The 17849-nt window shown below is 67.6% G+C and carries 8 protein-coding genes and 2 pseudogenes; 5 read left to right on the top strand and 5 right to left on the bottom strand.

Translation table 11 applies throughout. The features are described 5' to 3' along the window. The first annotated feature begins 304 nt into the window (after positions 1 to 304). Positions 305 to 1072 carry a hypothetical protein gene (locus QOZ89_RS41670; protein WP_397428948.1) on the top strand — a complete coding sequence of 256 codons (768 nt, stop codon included), beginning with the start codon at positions 305 to 307 and terminating at the stop codon, positions 1070 to 1072. Here QOZ89_RS41670 and QOZ89_RS41665 read toward each other — a convergent pair. The 3 genes from QOZ89_RS41665 to QOZ89_RS41655 all read right to left on the bottom strand — a co-directional run bounded on the left by QOZ89_RS41665 (position 1053) and on the right by QOZ89_RS41655 (position 6805). Then, complete coding sequence (locus tag QOZ89_RS41665) at positions 1053 to 1937, bottom strand: aldo/keto reductase (protein WP_312629693.1); 885 nt, start codon at positions 1935 to 1937, stop codon at positions 1053 to 1055. The two genes, QOZ89_RS41670 and QOZ89_RS41665, sit on opposite strands and share 20 nt — an antisense overlap. Before the next feature lie 22 nt (positions 1938 to 1959). After that, on the bottom strand, positions 1960 to 2085 hold the full coding sequence (locus QOZ89_RS41660; protein WP_312629691.1) for a hypothetical protein: 126 nt from the start codon (positions 2083 to 2085) through the stop codon (positions 1960 to 1962). A gap of 280 nt (positions 2086 to 2365) precedes the next feature. Beyond that, positions 2366 to 6805 carry an NB-ARC domain-containing protein gene (locus tag QOZ89_RS41655; protein WP_312629689.1) on the bottom strand — a complete coding sequence of 1480 codons (4440 nt, stop codon included), beginning with the start codon at positions 6803 to 6805 and terminating at the stop codon, positions 2366 to 2368. Positions 6806 to 7831: 1026 nt separating this feature from the next. On the opposite strand from QOZ89_RS41655, the gene QOZ89_RS41650 reads away from it, so the two are divergent. After that, on the top strand, positions 7832 to 9973 hold the full coding sequence (locus QOZ89_RS41650; protein ID WP_312629687.1) for an AAA family ATPase: 2142 nt from the start codon (positions 7832 to 7834) through the stop codon (positions 9971 to 9973). Between the two features lie 486 nt (positions 9974 to 10459). On the opposite strand, the gene QOZ89_RS41645 is transcribed toward QOZ89_RS41650, so the two are convergent. Both QOZ89_RS41645 and QOZ89_RS41640 read right to left on the bottom strand, forming a co-directional pair. Beyond that, positions 10460 to 11902 carry an argonaute/piwi family protein gene (locus QOZ89_RS41645; RefSeq protein WP_312629685.1) on the bottom strand — a complete coding sequence of 481 codons (1443 nt, stop codon included), beginning with the start codon at positions 11900 to 11902 and terminating at the stop codon, positions 10460 to 10462. Next, positions 11899 to 13371, bottom strand: a complete 1473-nt coding sequence (locus QOZ89_RS41640; protein WP_312629683.1) for a DUF4365 domain-containing protein — start codon at positions 13369 to 13371, stop codon at positions 11899 to 11901. The genes QOZ89_RS41645 and QOZ89_RS41640 overlap by 4 nt, the downstream gene beginning before the upstream one ends. Before the next feature lie 660 nt (positions 13372 to 14031). Here QOZ89_RS41640 and QOZ89_RS41635 point away from each other — a divergent pair. The 3 genes and pseudogenes from QOZ89_RS41635 to fxsT all read left to right on the top strand — a co-directional run. Beyond that, a pseudogene (locus QOZ89_RS41635) lies at positions 14032 to 14408 on the top strand (DDE-type integrase/transposase/recombinase); the annotation flags it as partial. A gap of 22 nt (positions 14409 to 14430) precedes the next feature. Beyond that, positions 14431 to 14852, top strand: a pseudogene (locus QOZ89_RS41630) (NF041680 family putative transposase); the annotation flags it as partial. Positions 14853 to 14941: 89 nt separating this feature from the next. Then, complete coding sequence (gene fxsT, locus QOZ89_RS41625) at positions 14942 to 17719, top strand: FxSxx-COOH system tetratricopeptide repeat protein (protein ID WP_312629681.1); 2778 nt, start codon at positions 14942 to 14944, stop codon at positions 17717 to 17719. Positions 17720 to 17849: the final 130 nt, after the last annotated feature.

Raw genomic sequence — 17849 nt, 5'->3', positions numbered from 1 at the left:
GCGCCTCCACTGCCCCAGCGGCGCCCGCGAGGCGCGGCGAAAATCAGATGTCGCAGGCGGTCTGACTGGCCGTGTCGTCGCTGACACTGAGCCTGGCTGTCACAGCGCGGACTGATCCGCCGGTGCAATGGAGATCGATCGGCTCAATGCCGGAAGATCGCGTCCGTCGAGGGTCCTACGATCATGGGTGTAGGTGTCGTTGGTTGCCGAAGGATGGGCGTAAGCCGTGTCTCAGATGCCGAGGGTCGATCTCAGGTCGGGATCTCATGACGAGGTCTTGGCGCGGGTCGAGCGGTCCCTGGGAGTGCGGTTGGACCGTGGCGCGGCGGTGCGCAAGCGACGTTCGATCGGGCTGCCCAGCGACGCGCACACGTGGGTCCGGGTCGAGGCACGGCCGCCGTCGAAGGTGTCGGGGCAGGGCTGGAACGGGACGGAGACCGCCGCCGTGCTACGAGGCGTCGCGATGCCAGCCTGGTACCAGGGCGTCTCCTGGGCCGAGCCCGAGACAGGTTTGCTGTGGCGGGCGGACGAGACGAGCTACGTCGCGGCCGGCCCGGTCAAGCCGGGCGGGATCCTCACCGATGCGCCAAGCCTCGATGATGCCTGGTGGTCGACGCTGGGCCGGTCGCTTGCGGCGCTCGCCGGCGCCGTCACGACCCGGGTCGCGACTCTGCACACTGTGCCGATGAGCCAGGCGCGGGTCAGCGCGACGATCGGCCGGGTCTTCGGCGACCACCTCGAGACGACGGTCGACCGGTGGGCACCGGCGCATGCCGACCTGAACTGGGCGAACCTGACCGCGCCGGCGTGTGTGCTGCTCGACTGGGAGGACTGGGGCCTGGCCCCGGCCGGCCTCGACGCCGCCAATCTGCTCGTCAACTCGCTCGCCGTCCCTGCGCTGGCCGAACGGGTTCGCGACGCGTTCGCCGCCGAGCTGAACAGCCGCACCGGCCGGATCGTCACGCTGTTCCTGTGCGCGGACATCGTCAGCGCCCCCGCCGACTACTCCGGTCCGCTCCTCGACCCGGCGCGCGCGCTGGTCGACGAACTCCTCAAGACGCTGGAGACGTGAGAGAAGCTCGCGCGGCGAGAAGCCGCCGATAGCGCGCGACCTGCTCGCCCTCGACCTCCAGGTCAACGGCCGCCGACAGATCGCGCAGATGCTCGCCGCTGGTCGAGCCGACAGCGACGCGGGCGACCTGGGGCAGCTCGAAGGCCAGTCGGAAGATTGCTGGCATGACGTCGGTCTGCTGGCCGGGCCGCAGGAACGCCCCGGGACTGATCCGCTGCCAGGCGGGATGAGCGGCGTCCCCGGCGAACGGGCTCATGCCCCATCGCCCGGCCGGCGGCACCCCGAGCAGTGCCATGGCCTTCTCCGCCGCTTCCAAGGCGTCGGCGCCGACGGCCAGTCCTGAGCGCACCATCAGCACGTCAGGCCGTGGGATCGCGCCACGTCCCTCGGCGGTAACGAGCAGGAGCCGGGCGAGCGGCCGGCTGTCCCAGCAGGAGACGCCCCACGACCCGCACAGACCTTCTGCAGCGGCGTCGGCGAGGACGGCGCACGCCGCGATAAACCGGTCGTGGTCGGCCGCCAGATCCGCGCCGTCAAGCGACCGTTCCGGGCTGTGCAGCAGAACCACGTCGGGCACCCGGCCGAGCTCGCCCGGCGCCGTCATGATCGCCTGCCGAAGCCGCCGCGGATCGAGGGAATGCTCGACGCCGCCGGCCGCGGGGAAGAAGCCCACCTTGGTGGAGACCGTGAACTCACCGAGAAGATCAGCCGTTTCGGACGCCAAGGTCCGGTGGGCAGCGAAGTCCCGATAGTTGCTCGCCGTGTCGATCGCGCGGATCCCGGCCGTCAACGCCCTTCCGAGCAGCCCACGGCCATGGTCAGACCGGTACAGCCCGAGGATGATGCGCCGATCAGCGTCGCGCACACGCTCCGCCGGCGAGCCGGTCTCAGCCGTCCCGGTTCTCGCCGCTGTCGCCCACCGCTCCGTCGGAGTGCGCTACCGCCTCACCACGGTCCCGGACCACGGCCAATTCCTCGACCGCCACGACCAGCTCATCTGTCTCAGCCGCCATGACCACGCCCTCCATTCGCGCAGGATCCCACGCCGCCAACCGCTTGGGACTCTCCGAAGCGGAGCCTTACTCACTGATCGCCAAGACGCTACCGCGCAGGCACGAATGTCGCTCTGGCATTGGGAAAAGGACTTCCCAAGCACCGACGTGAGCCAGTGGCGGCGTCGGCGACGAACCGGCCTGCGCGCAGGAAGCCACCGCCGACCAGCTAGCAGCGGGCCGCAGGGACGTCGCCGACCACCCCGCTTCGCACCGCGGCGTGCGACCTGCGTGAAAGGCGTCAGGGCCACCAATGCCAGACCCGCAGCAACGATTCGCCGATCGTGGCGCCAGCTAGCTTCGGCACGCCCTCCAGGCGAAGCGCCACGAGGATGACGTCGAGCACGGCCTTCCGTCCCGCTGTCGAGGCCGAGGCGAGCGCTTCTGCGAGAACGGGTCCCTGCCGCTCGTGGGAGAGGTGGGCGACCAGGCCGGTCAACGCCTCCGCGCGGGCTCCGGGTCGACGGATGGCAGCCGCGGCGGTCAGTGCCTTGGCGAGTAGATCGGCCGGAAGGAGCGCTGCCAGGTCGGCCAATGCCTGAGCCTTGATGTGCTGGGTATCGATGTCGGTCGCGGCGGCCAGCGCCTCGGCGAGGACCGTTCGTTGCTGGCCAGTGGGAAGACGCGCGGCGAGCGCCGTCAGTGCGCCCGCGCGGGCGACTGACTGGTCGGTGTCGGGCACAGCCGCCACCGCCTTGGCAAGCAGTTCAGCTGGCAGGAAGGTTGCAAGGCCGGTCAACGCCCGCATCCGTGGGTGTGGATCAACGATGCTAGATGCGGTGGCCAGCGCCTCGGCGAGAAGGTCAGCTGGTAGGAGTTTCGCCAGACCGGTCAACGCGTCCGCCCTGGCGCTCGTCTCTTCGACGGTGGTTACGGCGGCCAGCGCCGCGCTGAGGGCGGTTCTTTGCTGGTCAGGGGGAAGGTGCGGTACTAGTCCGGCGAGGGTCCTGGCCCGGATCGTGGGTTTGTCGATGGCGGTCGCGGCGGCCAGTGCGTCGGCCAGGACGGCCTCATGTTGGTCGGCGGGAAGGTGCACCGTCAGTCGGGCCAGCGTTTCGGCCCGGGTCGCAAGATGGTCGACGGTCTTTGCCTCAACCAGCGCTTCTGCGACGGCCGTTTCGCGTTGTGCGACGGGTAGGAGTCCGGCGAGCTGGATCAATGCGCCTGCCCGTGAACCGGCATAGTCGATGGCGTTCGCAGCCATCAGCGCCTTGGCGAGAACTTCCCCTTGCTCCGCTGGAGGAAGTCGTGCCGCGAGCGCGGTCAGCGCCTCTGCCCGAGCGTCTGGATAGCTGATGCGCATTGCGGCGGCCAGCGCGGTGGGAAGCAGGCTGTCTGGTAGCTGGATCGCTAGCCTGGCTAGCACGTGTCCCTGATCGGGCCAAAACTCTATGGCTGCGGCGGCAGTCAGCGCCTTTCGGAACACGGGCGTGCGTTGTTCACCGGGCAGCCTCTCCACGAGCCCAGCCAGCGCCCGAGATCGGGCGCCCGGCAGGTCGACGGCCTCCGCGGCGGACAGCGCGTCGGCGAGCAGACGCTCGGGCAGATCCGCAGCGAGCCTGCTCAACCAATCTGCGCGTTTGTACTGATCGTCGACGGCGGTGAGGGCGTCGAGTGCGTGGGTGAGGACCGCTGCGCGCTGCTCGGGGGGTAGGTGTGCCGCCAGCTGGGTCGCCGCCTCGAATCGACTGTCAGGCGTGTCGATGGCTGTCGCCGCATCCAGCGCAGCGGCGAGGACCGTGGCTTGCTGTTCCGCAGGAAGGTGCACGGTCAGGGCCGCCAGGGCGCGGGAGCGGGAAGCCCGCCGGTCGATGGCAGTCGCCGCGGCCAGCGCCTCGCCAGCAGCCGTTCCACGCTGCGCTGCGGGCAGCTGCTCAACCAGGAGGATCAACGTGTCGGCTCGAGCGCCGGGTTGCTCGACAGTCCTCGCCGAGGCCACGGCCTCGGCGAGGACCGATCTGCGTTGTGCCTCGGGTAGATGGGCAGCCAGAGCCGCGAGCGCCCGTGCCCGGGGTTCTGGCCGGTCGATGGCGCTCGCCGCGGCCAGCGCCTCAGCGAGCAGATCGGCTGGCAGAGCCGGCGCCAGCGCGGTCAACGCTTTCACCCGATTGCGCAGGTCGGAGGTATCGAGGACGGCCCGCAGCCCCTCGGCGAGGGTTGGCCCGCGTTGTGCCTCGGGCAGATGCGCAGCCAGAGCCGCGAGCGCTTGCGCCCGGGGTTCTGGCCGGTCGATGGCGGTCGCCGCGGCCAGCGCCTCGGCGAGGAGATCGCCCGGTAGATACGCCGCCAGCCCGATCAGCGCCTCCGCCCGGCCCTCTGGGTCGTCGATGGTCCCGGCCGCGGCCAGCGCTGCGCTGAGCACGTCGGCAGGTAGATGCGCTGCCAGCCGGGCCAACACACGTCCCCTGCCATACGAATCACGGATCGCGGCGGCTGCCGCGAGCGCCTCGGCGAGGACGGGGCGATCGCATTCAGCGGACAGGTGTTCCGCGAGCTCGACCAACGCCCGTCCCCGGTCCTCCGGCGAGGCGACGGCAGTCGCGGCGGCGATCGCCTCGGAGAGGACCACCCCGCGTTGTTCTGCGGGCAGATGTTTGATCAGTCCATTCAGGGCGCCTGCCCGCCAATACGGATCGTCGATGGCGGAAGCTGTGGTCAGCGCCTCGGCGAGCAGACCTTCAGGGAGATACGGCGCCAGCCCGGCCAAGGCTTTCGCCCGGGATCCAGACCGCTCGATGGCGGTGGCAGCGCGTAGCGCCTCGCCGAGCAGCCCTGTGGGGATCCGCGGCGCGATCAGGCTCAACGTGTGCCCACGGTAGAACGCGTCATCGATCGCGGTCGCGGCGGCAACGGCTTCCGCGAGCATCGCCGCACGCTCCTGGTCGTCCGTCACATGCGCCGCGAGCTCGTACAAGGTCAGCGCCCGGACGGTCAGGTCCGGCACGGCGACGGCGTATGCGAAGGCTCGGGTCGCGGGCCACACTCCGGTCTCTACAAGGCGGATGAGGAGCTCTCGGGGGACGTCCCCGACTCGACTGGCGATCGACCCGAGCAGTAGCGCGTACGTGGCCTGGCGGCCCAGAGCGAGCGGTGAGCCAGGGTGGTCGCGGGTCTCCGCGTGATGGCGTGCGGCGCGGACCCCGGCCAGGTAATCCCCGAGGCTGCCCTCCTCGTCGTGGGCCGTGTACCAGACGCTTTCCGACCGGCCAACCTGTGTATGCCGCTCGATAGCCAAGACCGCGTCGACCGTGTCCGGATCGTCGGCGGCAAGAAGATGGTCGATTAGCCAGGTCAGGGCGTAACGGTCAGTGGCATCTCGCTGGCCCGCTGCGGGGAGTTCGGGAAGCCCGTTCGCTAGCCCGCCCCAGCGGTCGAGGAAGCGGCCGGCGAGCGTGGCGTGCCGACGAGGGACCTCGCCTGAGGACAGGCTCCCGCGGGCGAAGTCGAACACCAGATCGTGAACCGTGACCGTGCGCGTCTCAGGATGGATCCGGAGCAACGAGGCCCCGTCGAGTAGACGAAGCACCGCTCGGGCCGCCTTGCGGTCGAGCGCCCCGGTGATCGCCCACAGCTCGAGCAGCACCGGAATGGGGACCGGCCCTCGCCCCTTGAACACCGCCAGCTCGCATAGCCGCGGAGCTGCCTCCGCGGGCAGCAGCCGCAGCCCAGCGTCGAGGACGGCGAGCAAGTGCGGATACGGATAGCCCGGAAACCGTGCCGTCAGCTCGGCCAGGTCCGCCCGGTCGAACGCCTCAGCGATCTCGTCGAAGTCCCACGACTCGCGGACCAACCCGCCGGCGATCGCAAGCGCTACCGCCAGCCCGGCACACCGCTCCAGCACCCTCAGCGGCCCTGGCAGATTCGGCACGACCTGTCCGGCGTAGGCAGCGAGCAGTTGCCGAGCAGTCGGCTCGTCGACCGGCCCGACCGAACAGATCGGCGTGGCCGTGGGCAGGACTCGGCCGCTGCGGGAAGTAACCAGCAGCCGGACACCAGCGAGCCGGGGAAACCCGTCCACCACGGCCGGTCCCCACACGTCATCCAGGACGATGAGACACATCGCCCCCGCCAGAAGCGCACGCAGCCGCTCCCGGCCGTCCGCGATTTCCAGGACCGGCCGTGGATCCCCGAATGCAGCCAGTACCCGCGCCTGCACCGCGGTCACATCCCGGCCGGCATTCACCTCGACCCAGACCACACCGCCCGGGAACCGGTCGCGGACCTGATCGTCGTGAAGCAGCGCGCGGGCGATCGTCGACTTGCCCGCACCACCCATGCCGACCACGCCCACAGGCCCAGCCCCGGCGGCCGTCAGCAGATCCCGGACCTCGCTGACCGTCGTCGCTCGCTCCACGAAGGGATCCGGCAACGGCCACGCCGCGCGCTCGACCTCCCACGACGCCACGACCCGAACCCGCCCCGCTCCTGCCCCCGCGGCGAACACCTCGTTTCGCGGGAAGGTCTTCAATGCTGCCGCGCACACTCGCCGCCGGCCCTCGGGCACAGCCCCACCCGCCAGCCGCACGGACACCTCACGCCAGAACTCGGCCGCGGTCGTCACACTCCACCCCGGAAGATCCTTCCGGGAGAGCCCCGCGCCCTCCAGCACCTGCCGTGCCGCCGGTAGCTCGGCGAACAGCAACGCGAACTCGTCGATCTCCTCCTCCGACAGCCCGCCCACCCGCCACCCCCCTGATACGCGGCCGATGCGCATCATCCCAAGCGAAGACACCGAGCGGGCCGCCAGCCACGGCATCGATCGCCCGACGTGCGACCGCCGTCGCGACCGGCACGATCTAGACTCGGGGCGCGCTCTCGGGAGGAGCCAGCGAGTGTCTCAGGAGATCGGCGCGATACCAGCGGTCTACCGTGGCGTGAGATTCGCTTCACGCCTTGAGGTGGGGTGGGCCAAAACGCTCGACGCTCTGGATATCGAATGGCTCTACGAACCACAGCGCGTTCTCCTTCCCTCTGGGAGTAGGCACTGGCCCGACTTCTACCTGCCAGCGATCCGGACGTGGCTGGAGGTCAAGGGCCCCCACGACGAGCGGATCGAGAAGTCTCGCGAGCTGGGCGCCCTGGCGGCGCATTGGCCGGACTGCCCAGGCGGTCGGCGAGAACTCCTCGGTAAGACGTGCTGCGACCGATGGTGGCAGCCGTGGGACCTGGTGGTCATCGGCCGCGCCCCGGCGCCACTGTGGCCTGCCGCGAAGCTTCCCGGTCCGTTTGTCTCCGTCCCCGGGCCGCCGGGCCGCCGGGCCTTCTGGCCTTCGAGGCGGCAGTCGGCGACGAGAACGACATCGAGCTTGGTCACTGCAAGCGCTGCCATGGGTGGTACTTCTTCAAGTGGAGCGGATCCTTCGAGTGCCGACGGTGCGGGGCATACGACGGCGACAGCCATTTCGAGACGCCGCAGGTGCACTACGTGTGGCCATAAAACCACCACACCCTCCGGCATAAGTCTGGTACGCGAGGCGCGAACCCGCGCTCGGTGTTCGGTCGTTTTAAAGCAATCCGCGCCGTGCCTGGCCTGGTTCCTGGCTGCGCACGAGCTGTCGAGGGCGAGCCTGCTGGGCCAGGCCAAGACGTTGCGGAGGCCGTGTTAGACCCGGGCGGGGTCAGGTCGGCGTCGCCGAGTTGCGCCTACGTGCGGGCTTGGCCGGGCCTCTGTCGCGCGATGCGCGGGCTGTGAGATAGTGGCGCGATCATGGTCAAGGCAGCCGACACCCCTCCGCAGCAGCTGCCCGCGAGGTCCAGCGACTACGCCATCACGATCAAGGACTGCAACAGCATCACCGAAGCGCAGATCACTCTCCGGCGCGAGTCGCTCAACATCAAGTACGGGCCCAACGGCATCGGGAAGAGCACCATCGCCCGTGCGCTCGTTCTCAACGCCCGGGGCGGGTATGCCCTCCAAGACCTACTTCCGTTCAAGTACCGCCATGGCGGCAGCGGGAAGACGCCGACGGTGGTGGGTGCCGACGAGATCAAGAACGTCCTCGTCTTCGATGAGCACTACGTATCCCAGTTCGTCTTCCAACCCGACGAGGTGGTCAAGAACAGTTTCGAGATCTTCATTAAGACGCCCGAGTATCAAGCGGGTATCGAGGAGCTTGAGGCCATCTTCGAGGACCTGAAGAAGGTGTTCCTGGAGAACGAGGCGCTTGATGATGTGATCGCCAGCTTCACCGAGCTACGCAACGCCTTCACCATCACCAAGTCCGGCGGGATCGCGAAGACCAGCAAGGGGTTCAGGGCACTCGGCATGGGCGGGAAGCTCGCCGCGATCCCGAAGCCCCTCTTGGGCTTCGAGAAGTTCCTCCATAGCGACGACCCGGCGGGATGGCTGTCGTGGCAATCGAAGGGTAAGAGCTACCTCGAGCTATCGGACAACTGCCCCTTCTGCTCGATCCCCAACATGGACAAGAAGACCGCCGTCCACGTATCTGAGGAGTACGAGTCCGCCGCGGTCAAGAACATGGGCGCGCTGCGTCTCGTTATCGACAAGCTGGCGGACTCCTTCGTGCCCGAGCGCCTTGAGCAACTGCGGAAGATCACGACGAGCCTGGAGGAGATTTCCCCGGAGCAACACCAATTCCTGGCGAGCTTGCGAGGTCAAGTCGAGACGCTTCTGAACAAGTTCACCGCACTTAAGGAGCTCTCGTTCGTGTCCCTCCGCGATGAGCCCGACGTGGACAAGGCGCTGGGGAGTCTGAAGATCGAACTGGAACTTCTGGACGCGCTCAATTCCGAGGACACACAGCATGTCGTGGGAGGGATGAACGCGGAGCTTGATCGTGTCGCGCTGCGGATCAACGACATTAAGAGGCGCGTGGGCATCCAGAAGACGCAGGTGGCGAAGTCGATCGAGCGGAACCAGGACGAGATCAACGAGTACCTCCGGTCCGCCGGCTACAAGTACGCGGTGCGGATCGAGTCCAGCGGCGACTCCTATCGGATGGTCCTTGAACACCAGGATGCTCCGGGCCACCTGGAGGCTGCCGCCAGTCATCTGAGCTTCGGCGAACGTAACGCCTTTGCGCTCGTTCTGTTCATGCATCAGGTCCGCCGCGACGCGCCTGACCTCGTCGTCCTCGATGATCCCGTGTCGAGTTTCGACAAGACGAAGAAATTCGCCATCCTCCACAAGCTCTTTCATGGCAAGCAAAGCCTCCGGGGATTCACCACGCTGCTCCTGACCCATGACATCGAGCCCGCCATCGACATCGTCCGAACGGCGACGTCGGGGCAGTTCCAGGCGGCGACCCCCGCCGTCCATTTTCTCCAGAGCCGGGAGGGGCGGGTGGAGGAGAAGCCTATCAAGCCTGCCGACATCATGACGTTCTCTCAGGTCTGCGACGAGAACATCGGTTCATCAGCCGACCCGGTAATCAAGTGCATCTACCTTCGCCGTCGCTACGAGGTCCACGGCGAGCGTGGGGCGGAATACCACGTTCTCTCAAGCCTTCTCCACGTTCGGGATGAGCCCAGCTCCAAGGGCGAGAAGGGGGGGTTCATTCCCCTTGGCGAGGAGGAGCGCGAGCAAGCGATTGCCGAGATCCAGGAGGTCATTCCCGGCTTTGACTACGACGCGCTCCTGGCGCAGCTTAAAGACCGGGGGGTCCTGAAGGTCAAGTTCGAGTACACGAACGTGGGCTACGAGAAGGTCCAGATCTTCCGCATCGCCTCGGTGCTTGACCCCGACGCCCCTGGAGGCGATGCCGCCTTCAAGAAGTTCGTCAACGAGTCGTACCACATCGAGAATGAGTACGTGATGCAGCTGAACCCGCGCGAGTTCGATGCGGTCCCGGAGCATGTCGTCCAAGCGTGCGCGGACCTACTCGTGTAGCGCGGCCGCATATACGTTGAGCTGGTCCGGTGCATCGCGGGACGCGTTGGACACATGCGCAGGAGGTCTAGCCTCTGGCAGTTCGACATCCAAAGCAATCGCAGTAACCGTGCGTCCAGCCGGGATATGGCTTGGGCAAAACGGGTCCCGGTGTATAGGTGGGTTGTTTGATCGGCAACTCTGTCATCGCTTCCACCGAATGCGCGGACCTCCCACCCAGGTGTGCGACCGAACATAAAAGCGTTGTCTGTCGCCGGGATCCTTATCTCGACCGGTCGACGCCAACTCTGGACCTGTATTACACGACCAAAGAGATTGTTGGTTATAAGCATGTGGTAACAGGAAATATGAAACGTGTCATCATGGCCACGCGAGAATCATGCCGCGGCAGCCGTCGATGCTCGAACGACGGTCAGGATCGCAGCGGCGTCTCGGATACCGCAGGAGAATACGCTGCGGAGGTGTGAGTCTGCGAGCTGGCATTGTCTACATGTACTGGGCGTATCTCGTGGCGATGGCTTGGCTCTGGTCGCAGAATCGCAGGACGCGCTTGACTTTGTCCGCTGTGTGCAGGGTGATCGGGTAGCGGCCATCGAGGCGTGCCTGGTTCCAGTTCATCTTGCTTAGCGCCAGCAGTTCGAGGGCGAGCTCGCGAGGGCTACGGGTGGGGCGGACTGGGCGGAAGCCGATGGGATGCGGTACGTACATGCCGGGGTAGGTGGAGTAGAACTCGATGCTGCCGCCGGTGTAGAGGGCGTGTTCGGTGGGGCTGAGCGTGAGAAGGGTGCCTCGTAGTGGCGGTGCGGCCCCTGGGCGGAAGAGGGTGGCGTCTTCGCTGTCTGTGATCCAGATGAGGTCCAGCGCGGCGAGGTCGCGTGCTTCGGCGGCCGTGTCGAATCCGTCGATCTCGGCGGCTATGAACCGGGAAGACTTGTGGATCACGACTCTGGCCGGCAGGGTGTGGTGTTCGCGGCGGTAGGTGTCGAGCGCGGCCTGGAGGAGGGTGTGGGCGTCGTCGGCGGCCAGGTGTGGCTGGTTGTCTTCCTTGCTGATGTGGGCGGCGCCGCCGCGCACGATGACGCCGTCGCCGCGTTCGTTGAAGACGTGCGCGACTGCGGTGTCGAGGCTGGTTCCCGTGTTGGCACGGTAGAAGGAGATGCCGACGAAGCAGGTGGTCAGGTCCGTGGACAGGCGGCGTAGCCGCCACGGCACGCCGCCGGCCTTGTAGTACATGGCGATGTGGAGGTTCCAGGCCCTGCTTGCTTCGTCCTGTCGACCGCGGCCGGGCGGTGGCGGGGTTGCTTCGTCCCACGTGCTGCGACGCACGATCTGGAGCGGTTGTCGCACGTGCAGCATCCGAGCCTTGAGTAGATCATGAAAGTTCTCGAAGCTGGTGGTCGTACTGGTGGCCTTTGGCCCTCGTGCGCGTCGGGCGCCGCGCATTTGGCGGCGGGTACGGGTGTCTTGCAGTTGGTCGGGCCGCGCGACGACCATGAGATCGACTCGGTTCTCTTCGGCCAGCGCTGTGAGTTCTTCGCCGTACAGGTGCACGGCGTGGCGGATCGCCTCGGGCCGGGAGAGCTTCTCCAGCGGACGCAGGGCGCGGTCGGGAATCTGGCGGGTATTGCGGTCGGAGAAGACGAGTGTGCTGTAGAGGCCCCGGTCGATGTCGTTTCCGGGAAATGGCGGGAACAAGTGGGGGTACCGCTCGTCTTTGGCTCCGATCGGCTCGCGGCAGCGTTCGAGCCATCGGCGTAGTCCGTCGAGTTGGTCGGCGGGACCGACCATGCCGATGCGGATCGCGGCGGGGGCGTCCGGAGTGCCGAGGTCGGCCGGACCGTAGGCGGTCAGGCCGAAGCGTGGATCGATGTGGCCGCTGCCGCCGCCGAACTCCAGCTGCGGTTCGTCCAAGACCTCGACGCGCATCATGCCCGCTTTCCAGTCCGCGCGCCCCGTGGCCCGGTTCGGCGTCGGGTCTTGGGCCGCGTGTCCACCTTCGGGGGTGGTGCGTCGTCGTCTGGCCCGTCGTCGTCGAGCGCGAGGAGGTCCGCTGCGTCGACGCCGGCCGCCGCGAGCCCCGCGTCGACCGCCGCGGTGGTGGCTGAGCCTTCAGGGTCTTCGGCTGCGGTCTGCGCTGGCGCTGGCCCCCATAGTCGGTCATCGATGCCGCGGTCGACCTCGAAGGTCGCCAACGCACCGAAGCCAAGAGCTCTCTCGGCGGCGAACAGGTCCGCGGGCCGGGTGAGGTAGGTCGCCCAGGTCCGTGTCCAGCCGGCTACAGCGGCGTGGCGGTCCAGTCGCTTGATCCCGGCCAGCAGGGCGTCGGCGTGCCGGTGCTCCGTCCACCCGTCACTCGTGAAGCAGTAGTCCGGGCTGAGCTGGCAGTGCCATCTGCCGTCGAAGCGGCGGAACCGTGTCATCAGCGCGGCGTGCCGGTAGAAGCCGATCGCATCCGGATCCGTCTTCGAGGAGTGGGGCCCGAAGACTGTGTGGCCCCGGCGTCCGTCCGCCTTGCCTTCGCGGCGAGGCCCGAGGTCTGCGGTGGCGCGGAAGTGCAGGTGCTTGCGGTCGTTGTGCCAGCGCAGATCGCCGCGGTGGTCGGCGGCCAGGGCGCGGGCGAGCAGGTCCATGAACCGGTACTGGGTGTCGAGCTCGTCGCTCGATGCCCACTCGGTCGTCTCGTGCAGCTCGACGTCGCCAGCGCGCAGCGAGTTCAGCGGCTCCTCGGCCAGATCTGTGAAGCTGATGACCATGCCGTCTCTCAGCATCCAGCCGCCGACGGCGCCCTGCCGGCCGGCGAGAAGTTCTCCGGCGGCTGGGTAGGTGGTAGCCGCCGAAGGTGCCACATAGATGACCGGCGGCATGGTCACGATGGGCAGCAGGTTGCTGGTCAGGGTTTCCTTCTTCGGCGGCGAGGTCAGGAACAGACCCGAGTCCCTCGGCATCGCCATCCGCAGCAGATGGCTGGCGGCCGAGGCGTCGAAGACCTGTCGCTGCTTATCGACGACGACGCTGCGCTCGGCGCGGCGGCGGGCATCGGAGAACTCGGCCCTGACATCGACCCACCACGCCTGCTCGCTGTCCGGGTGAGACAAGACCAGGAGAACCGGCGCGTTGCCGCTGAGCCAGTAGTTTAGGTCGGCCTCAGAACACGTGTACTGGAAGCTGGTCTCGGTCTCATACGAGTACGGCAAGCCGCTGGCCTTGCTCTGGACCAGCAACACAAGGTTTAGGACCGCCCCGCTACCCGGATCGACAAGATCGATATGGCCGTCGATGCCATGGTCGACTCGACGCGGATGGAAGAGGTAACCCATCTCGGTCACGCGCTTGTGGATCAGCGCGATGCCCGCCTCACCGATGAGGGTCTGGCGGACGACCGTCTTGCTTCGAGACACGCTTCCGCCGCCTCCACATGGCACGAGCCCCGCCGCGACCATGCTCACGACGTGATCCCGAAGTATGCCCGAGGGGTCCGACATTTCGCCCGACCGCTCGCGTCAGGCCAGCGCGTCGGCCCCAGTGAGCTCACGGTCGTCACCCACGAGGTCCTCTGCCATGGGCCACTCGGTGGGCCGGGTTGACTGCTCGTCGATCTGCGTCATACCTACATCACGACGGTCGGCCTCTGACGAATCCGTCCCGCATGGGGATGGCCCGACGCCGCGCCCGTTGCCGTGCGAAGCCAGATGTCACTCACAGCAGTCACCCGAGGGCCGTCGAGTGAGGACCATCTTTCCGTACGAACCAGACGATCAGACCGTCTACCTGCCCGTTTCGACGACCTTCAGACAACCCAACCGATAGATCAAACTTATTGACCGAGGTCAGAGGATAGCTACGTAGCGTGGTGGGGTAGGTGGGGCTCGAACCCACGGCTTGAGGATTAAGAGTCACGGAGAGTTACTGTCGTTCGGTGTCAGGGCGGACCGGTTGATGCCGTGGTGTCAGCAGTCGCAAGGGTTTTCACGGTCCGCCTCTGACGTCTGGTGTCGGTGCGTGACGGCTTCTGCTCGCGCTTCCGCACCCATTTCACACCCACAACGTCGGAGTGCGTCCTGGCCTACTGCGACGTCGAGGAACTGCTCGCCGAGCGCGGCCTCCACATCGACCACGCCAGGATCTACCGGAGGGTCCGCCGGTACACACCGCTGCTGATCGATGCCGCCAGGCCGTGTCGCCACAGCCCGGGCAATAGATGGTTTGCGGACGAGACGCACGTCAAGATCGCGGGCAGGTGGTGCTGCCTGTACCGTGCGATCGACCACTTCGGACAGGTCATTGACGTGCTCGCCTCTGAGGAACGGGACCTGGTGTCGCTGCTCGTCGGTTTTTCACCGCCGCGCTGTCGCACGGCCGCTGACCAGTCGAGGTGACCACCGACCGGGCTCCGGCCTACCCGCAGGTCCTCGACGAGCGCCTGCCCGCTGACTGTAGTGCTCGGCCACCGATGTCGGGTGGATCTCTGGTGGCAGGCGTTCCCGCGACGATTCGATCTTGAACACACCTTCCGTATGTTCAAGCAGCCCCTGGGCTGGACCCGCCCGAAGATCCGCGGCCAACAGACCGCAGACCGCTGGACCTGGCTGCTGGTCGCCACCCACGCCCAGCTCCGCCTCGCCCGATCCCTGGCCAAGGACCTGCGCCGCCCCTGGGAAAACCCGTCCCACCAGGCCGACTCGCACTTGCCCGGATCCGGCGAGGATTCCGGAACATCCGCGCGACCATGCCCCTGCCCGCCAACGTGCCGAACCCACCAGACCCGGCCCCCGGCCGCCCACCTGGCACGCGCAACCGCAGACCGGCGCCCCACCATGACGTGGGCCTGACCGGCAAGCGGGAACTGGCCATGACCGCCCCCGAACAGCGAGAAGGTTAAAGATCAAGCTAAGACGCCGCCTGCGGGCCCGGCTGAAACCAGACGGCGGGGCCGGGATCTTGGCGAGCGTCATCTGGCAGGCTGTAGAGGTGAACTTCGGTCCGGGCGCTCCAGTGGCAGGCAGCGGCAGGCCATCGCCTGGAGAAATAGCTGATCGGGTTGACTTCTTTGTCTCTCACGCGGGGCCGGACTCGGACTGGGCGGAGTGGGTCGCTGCGACGCTCGAGAACGCTGGGTACAGCGTCGAGTTGGACATGTGGGACTGGACTGCAGGCACGAGCGTCGTCACGGCGGCGAACCGAGCACTACGGCGGGCCGGGCGGGTATTGGTGCTGGCCAGCCCGGACTACTTCGCACACAGCGCGACCTCGGCGCAGTTCGACGCCGCCTTTATCCGGCAGCAGCAGGAGCTGGAAGGCGCGCTCGTCCCGGTACTTGTTCGACGCTGCACGCCGGACGAGTACCCGCCGCTACTGAAGCCGCTACTCAGTATCGACCTGACGGATCTCGACGAGACCGCGGCCAAGGCGCGGCTGTTGAAACAGCTGGCCACGCCACGCCACCCGCCGACGGGCACCATGGTTCCGTTCCCGAGCCGGACGACGTCGTCTACCACGGGCGATGCGGCCACGGCACCGACGGTAGTGTTCCCTGGCCGGTTGCCACCGGTATGGGGTCCGGTGCCCGCGCGGAACCTGTTTTTCACCGGTCGCGAGGGTCTGCTCGCCGAGCTGCACGACCGGCTGGCCGCCGGGCCAGTAGCGATGACGGCGTTACAGGGGTTCGGCGGTGTCGGCAAGACCCAGCTGGCCGTCGAATACGTCTGGCGGTACGCCGGCGACTTCGGTTTGGTGTGGTGGGTCGACGCCGAGACCTCGACCGCCCTGACCAGTGGGCTTGCCGCGCTCGCCACCGTACTCGGGATCGGCGCGGGCGACCTCGCTAACCGCGCCGCGGCAGCGCGGGCGGAGCTCGGCCGCCGTCAGGATTGGCTCCTTGTCTATGACAACGCCGCTGACCCGGCTGCCCTCGCGGCCCTGCTGCCGCCCACCTCAGGTCGGCTGATCGTGACCTGCCGCGACGAGGGACTGCGTCGGGTGGTCGCAGACGTGCTCGGGGTCGGCGAGTTCGCCCGTGAGGAGTCGATCCAGTTGCTCCACCGCCACGTCCCCGAACTCCCTGAGCACGACGCGCACCAGCTCGCCGAGGCGTTGGGGAACCTTCCGCTGGCCATCGATCAGGCCGGCGCTTTCCTCGCCACCACCGGCATGGACACCGTCACCTACCTGCAGGTTCTCGCCGACCAGCCGCGGTCGCTCCTCGCCCAGGACACTCCTCACCATCCGGGCCTAGCCGCGACGGTCTCAGCCGCATACACGCGGCTGGCCGCCGAGCAGCCGCTCGCCGCGGCTCTCCTGAGAGTGCTTGCCTTCCTCGCGTCCGAGCCGATCCCGCTCGCCGCCAGACCCCTGAGCAACGTCACCCCAGTGCCAGGCGCATTGCTCGTCGCAGACGCGCTGACAACCCACACCGCGGTGGCCGCGATCAGCCGTTTCGCCCTCGCCCGCCGCACCGGCGCCGCGCTGCGGATCCACCAGCTCGTGCAGGCCCTGCTACGTGCCCATGTACCTGCCGAGCAGGCACACGATGTCTTCGCGGCCGCCCTGAACCTGCTCGGCACCGTCGTGCAAGGCGACGCGGGCGACCCCGCAGCCTGGCCGGCCTACGCGACGTTGACGCCACACGTCGCCGCAGCGGCTGAGCGCCTCTCCGCCACGGAATGTCCTCCCGAACCGGATAGGTTCCGCTGGCTGCTGATCTACACCTGCTGGTATCTGGTCCACTCCGGCCAGAGTCACGCCGCACGCCCCCTGCTGGAGCCCGCTCAGAGTCGGTGGCGTACCGCCCTCGGTCCGGATCATCCCGACAGCCTCGCCGCGGCCACCGCTCTCGCCGCCGTCCTCGACGCGCTTGGCGAGCTACAGGCCGCCCGTGAACTCGACGAGGACACGTTGGCGCGCCGTCAGCGACTGTTCGGTGACGAGCATCCCGACACCCTCGCCTCCACCAACAACCTCGCCAACCGGCTGTCCAAGCTTGGTGACTACCCCGCAGCCCGGAAGCTGAACGAAGACGTCGTGGCTCGCATGCGGCGACTCCACGGCGATGACCACCCCGACACACTCGGCGCCGCACACAACCTCGCCGCCACGCTTTCCGACCTTGGCGACCACAGGACGGCCCGGAGCCTCGACGAAGACACCTGGACGCGCCGCCGCCAAACCCTGGGCGACGACCACCCTGTCACCCTCGCCTCGGCGAACAACCTCGCCAAGGATCTCGCCGCGCTAGGCGACCACCAAGCGGCCCGCGAGCTGGGAGAAGACACGCTCGAGCGCCGGCGACGAGTCCTCGGAGCCGATCACCCAGAGACCCTTTCCACAGCCTCCAACCTCGCCATCTGGCTGGCCAGACTCGGCGACCTGGAGGCCGCCCGAGACCTCACCGAGGAGACCTGGGCACGTCAAAGACGGCTGCTGGGAGACGACCATCCGGCCACTCTAGGCTCGGCCGCCAACCTCGCCATCCGCCGTTCGGAACTGGGCCAGCACACGGAGGCAAGAGCACTGGCCGAGGACACCTTGGCACGTCGGCGGCGAGTCCTCGGACATGACCACCCCGAGACCCTCAATTCAGCGAACAACCTAGCTCTCGATCTGGCCACCGCCGGCGAGAACCAGTCAGCACAGGAGTTACTCAAGGACACAGTGACCCGGCAGCGACGGGTTCTCGGCCCCGACCACCCCAGCACCCGGCAGAGCGAGCGGATCCTTCGACGTCTCACAGAGCGGACCCGCCCACATTAATGAACCCAGCTCGTCCACCGGCGCCGACCGGCGCTGCTCCATGGTGCGCCGCCGATAAGACGGACGTACGGCGGTATCTCTGTCATCTGGCTCGGATACAACAATACTTGGTTAGAGTCAATCGTCGACC

This window comes from Pseudofrankia coriaricola (assembly GCF_032027725.1).
GTDB lineage: Bacteria > Actinomycetota > Actinomycetes > Frankiales > Frankiaceae > Pseudofrankia.
This window is presented reverse-complemented; position numbering and strand designations above follow the sequence as displayed.

Coding starts and splice junctions, on each gene's coding strand:
- QOZ89_RS41660 (WP_312629691.1), bottom strand. CDS start 2,085: ATGGCGGCTGAGACAGATGAGCTGGTCGTGGCGGTCGAGGAATTGGCC.
- QOZ89_RS41645 (WP_312629685.1), bottom strand. CDS start 11,902: ATGATGCGCGTCGAGGTCTTGGACGAACCGCAGCTGGAGTTCGGCGGC.
- QOZ89_RS41650 (WP_312629687.1), top strand. CDS start 7,832: ATGGTCAAGGCAGCCGACACCCCTCCGCAGCAGCTGCCCGCGAGGTCC.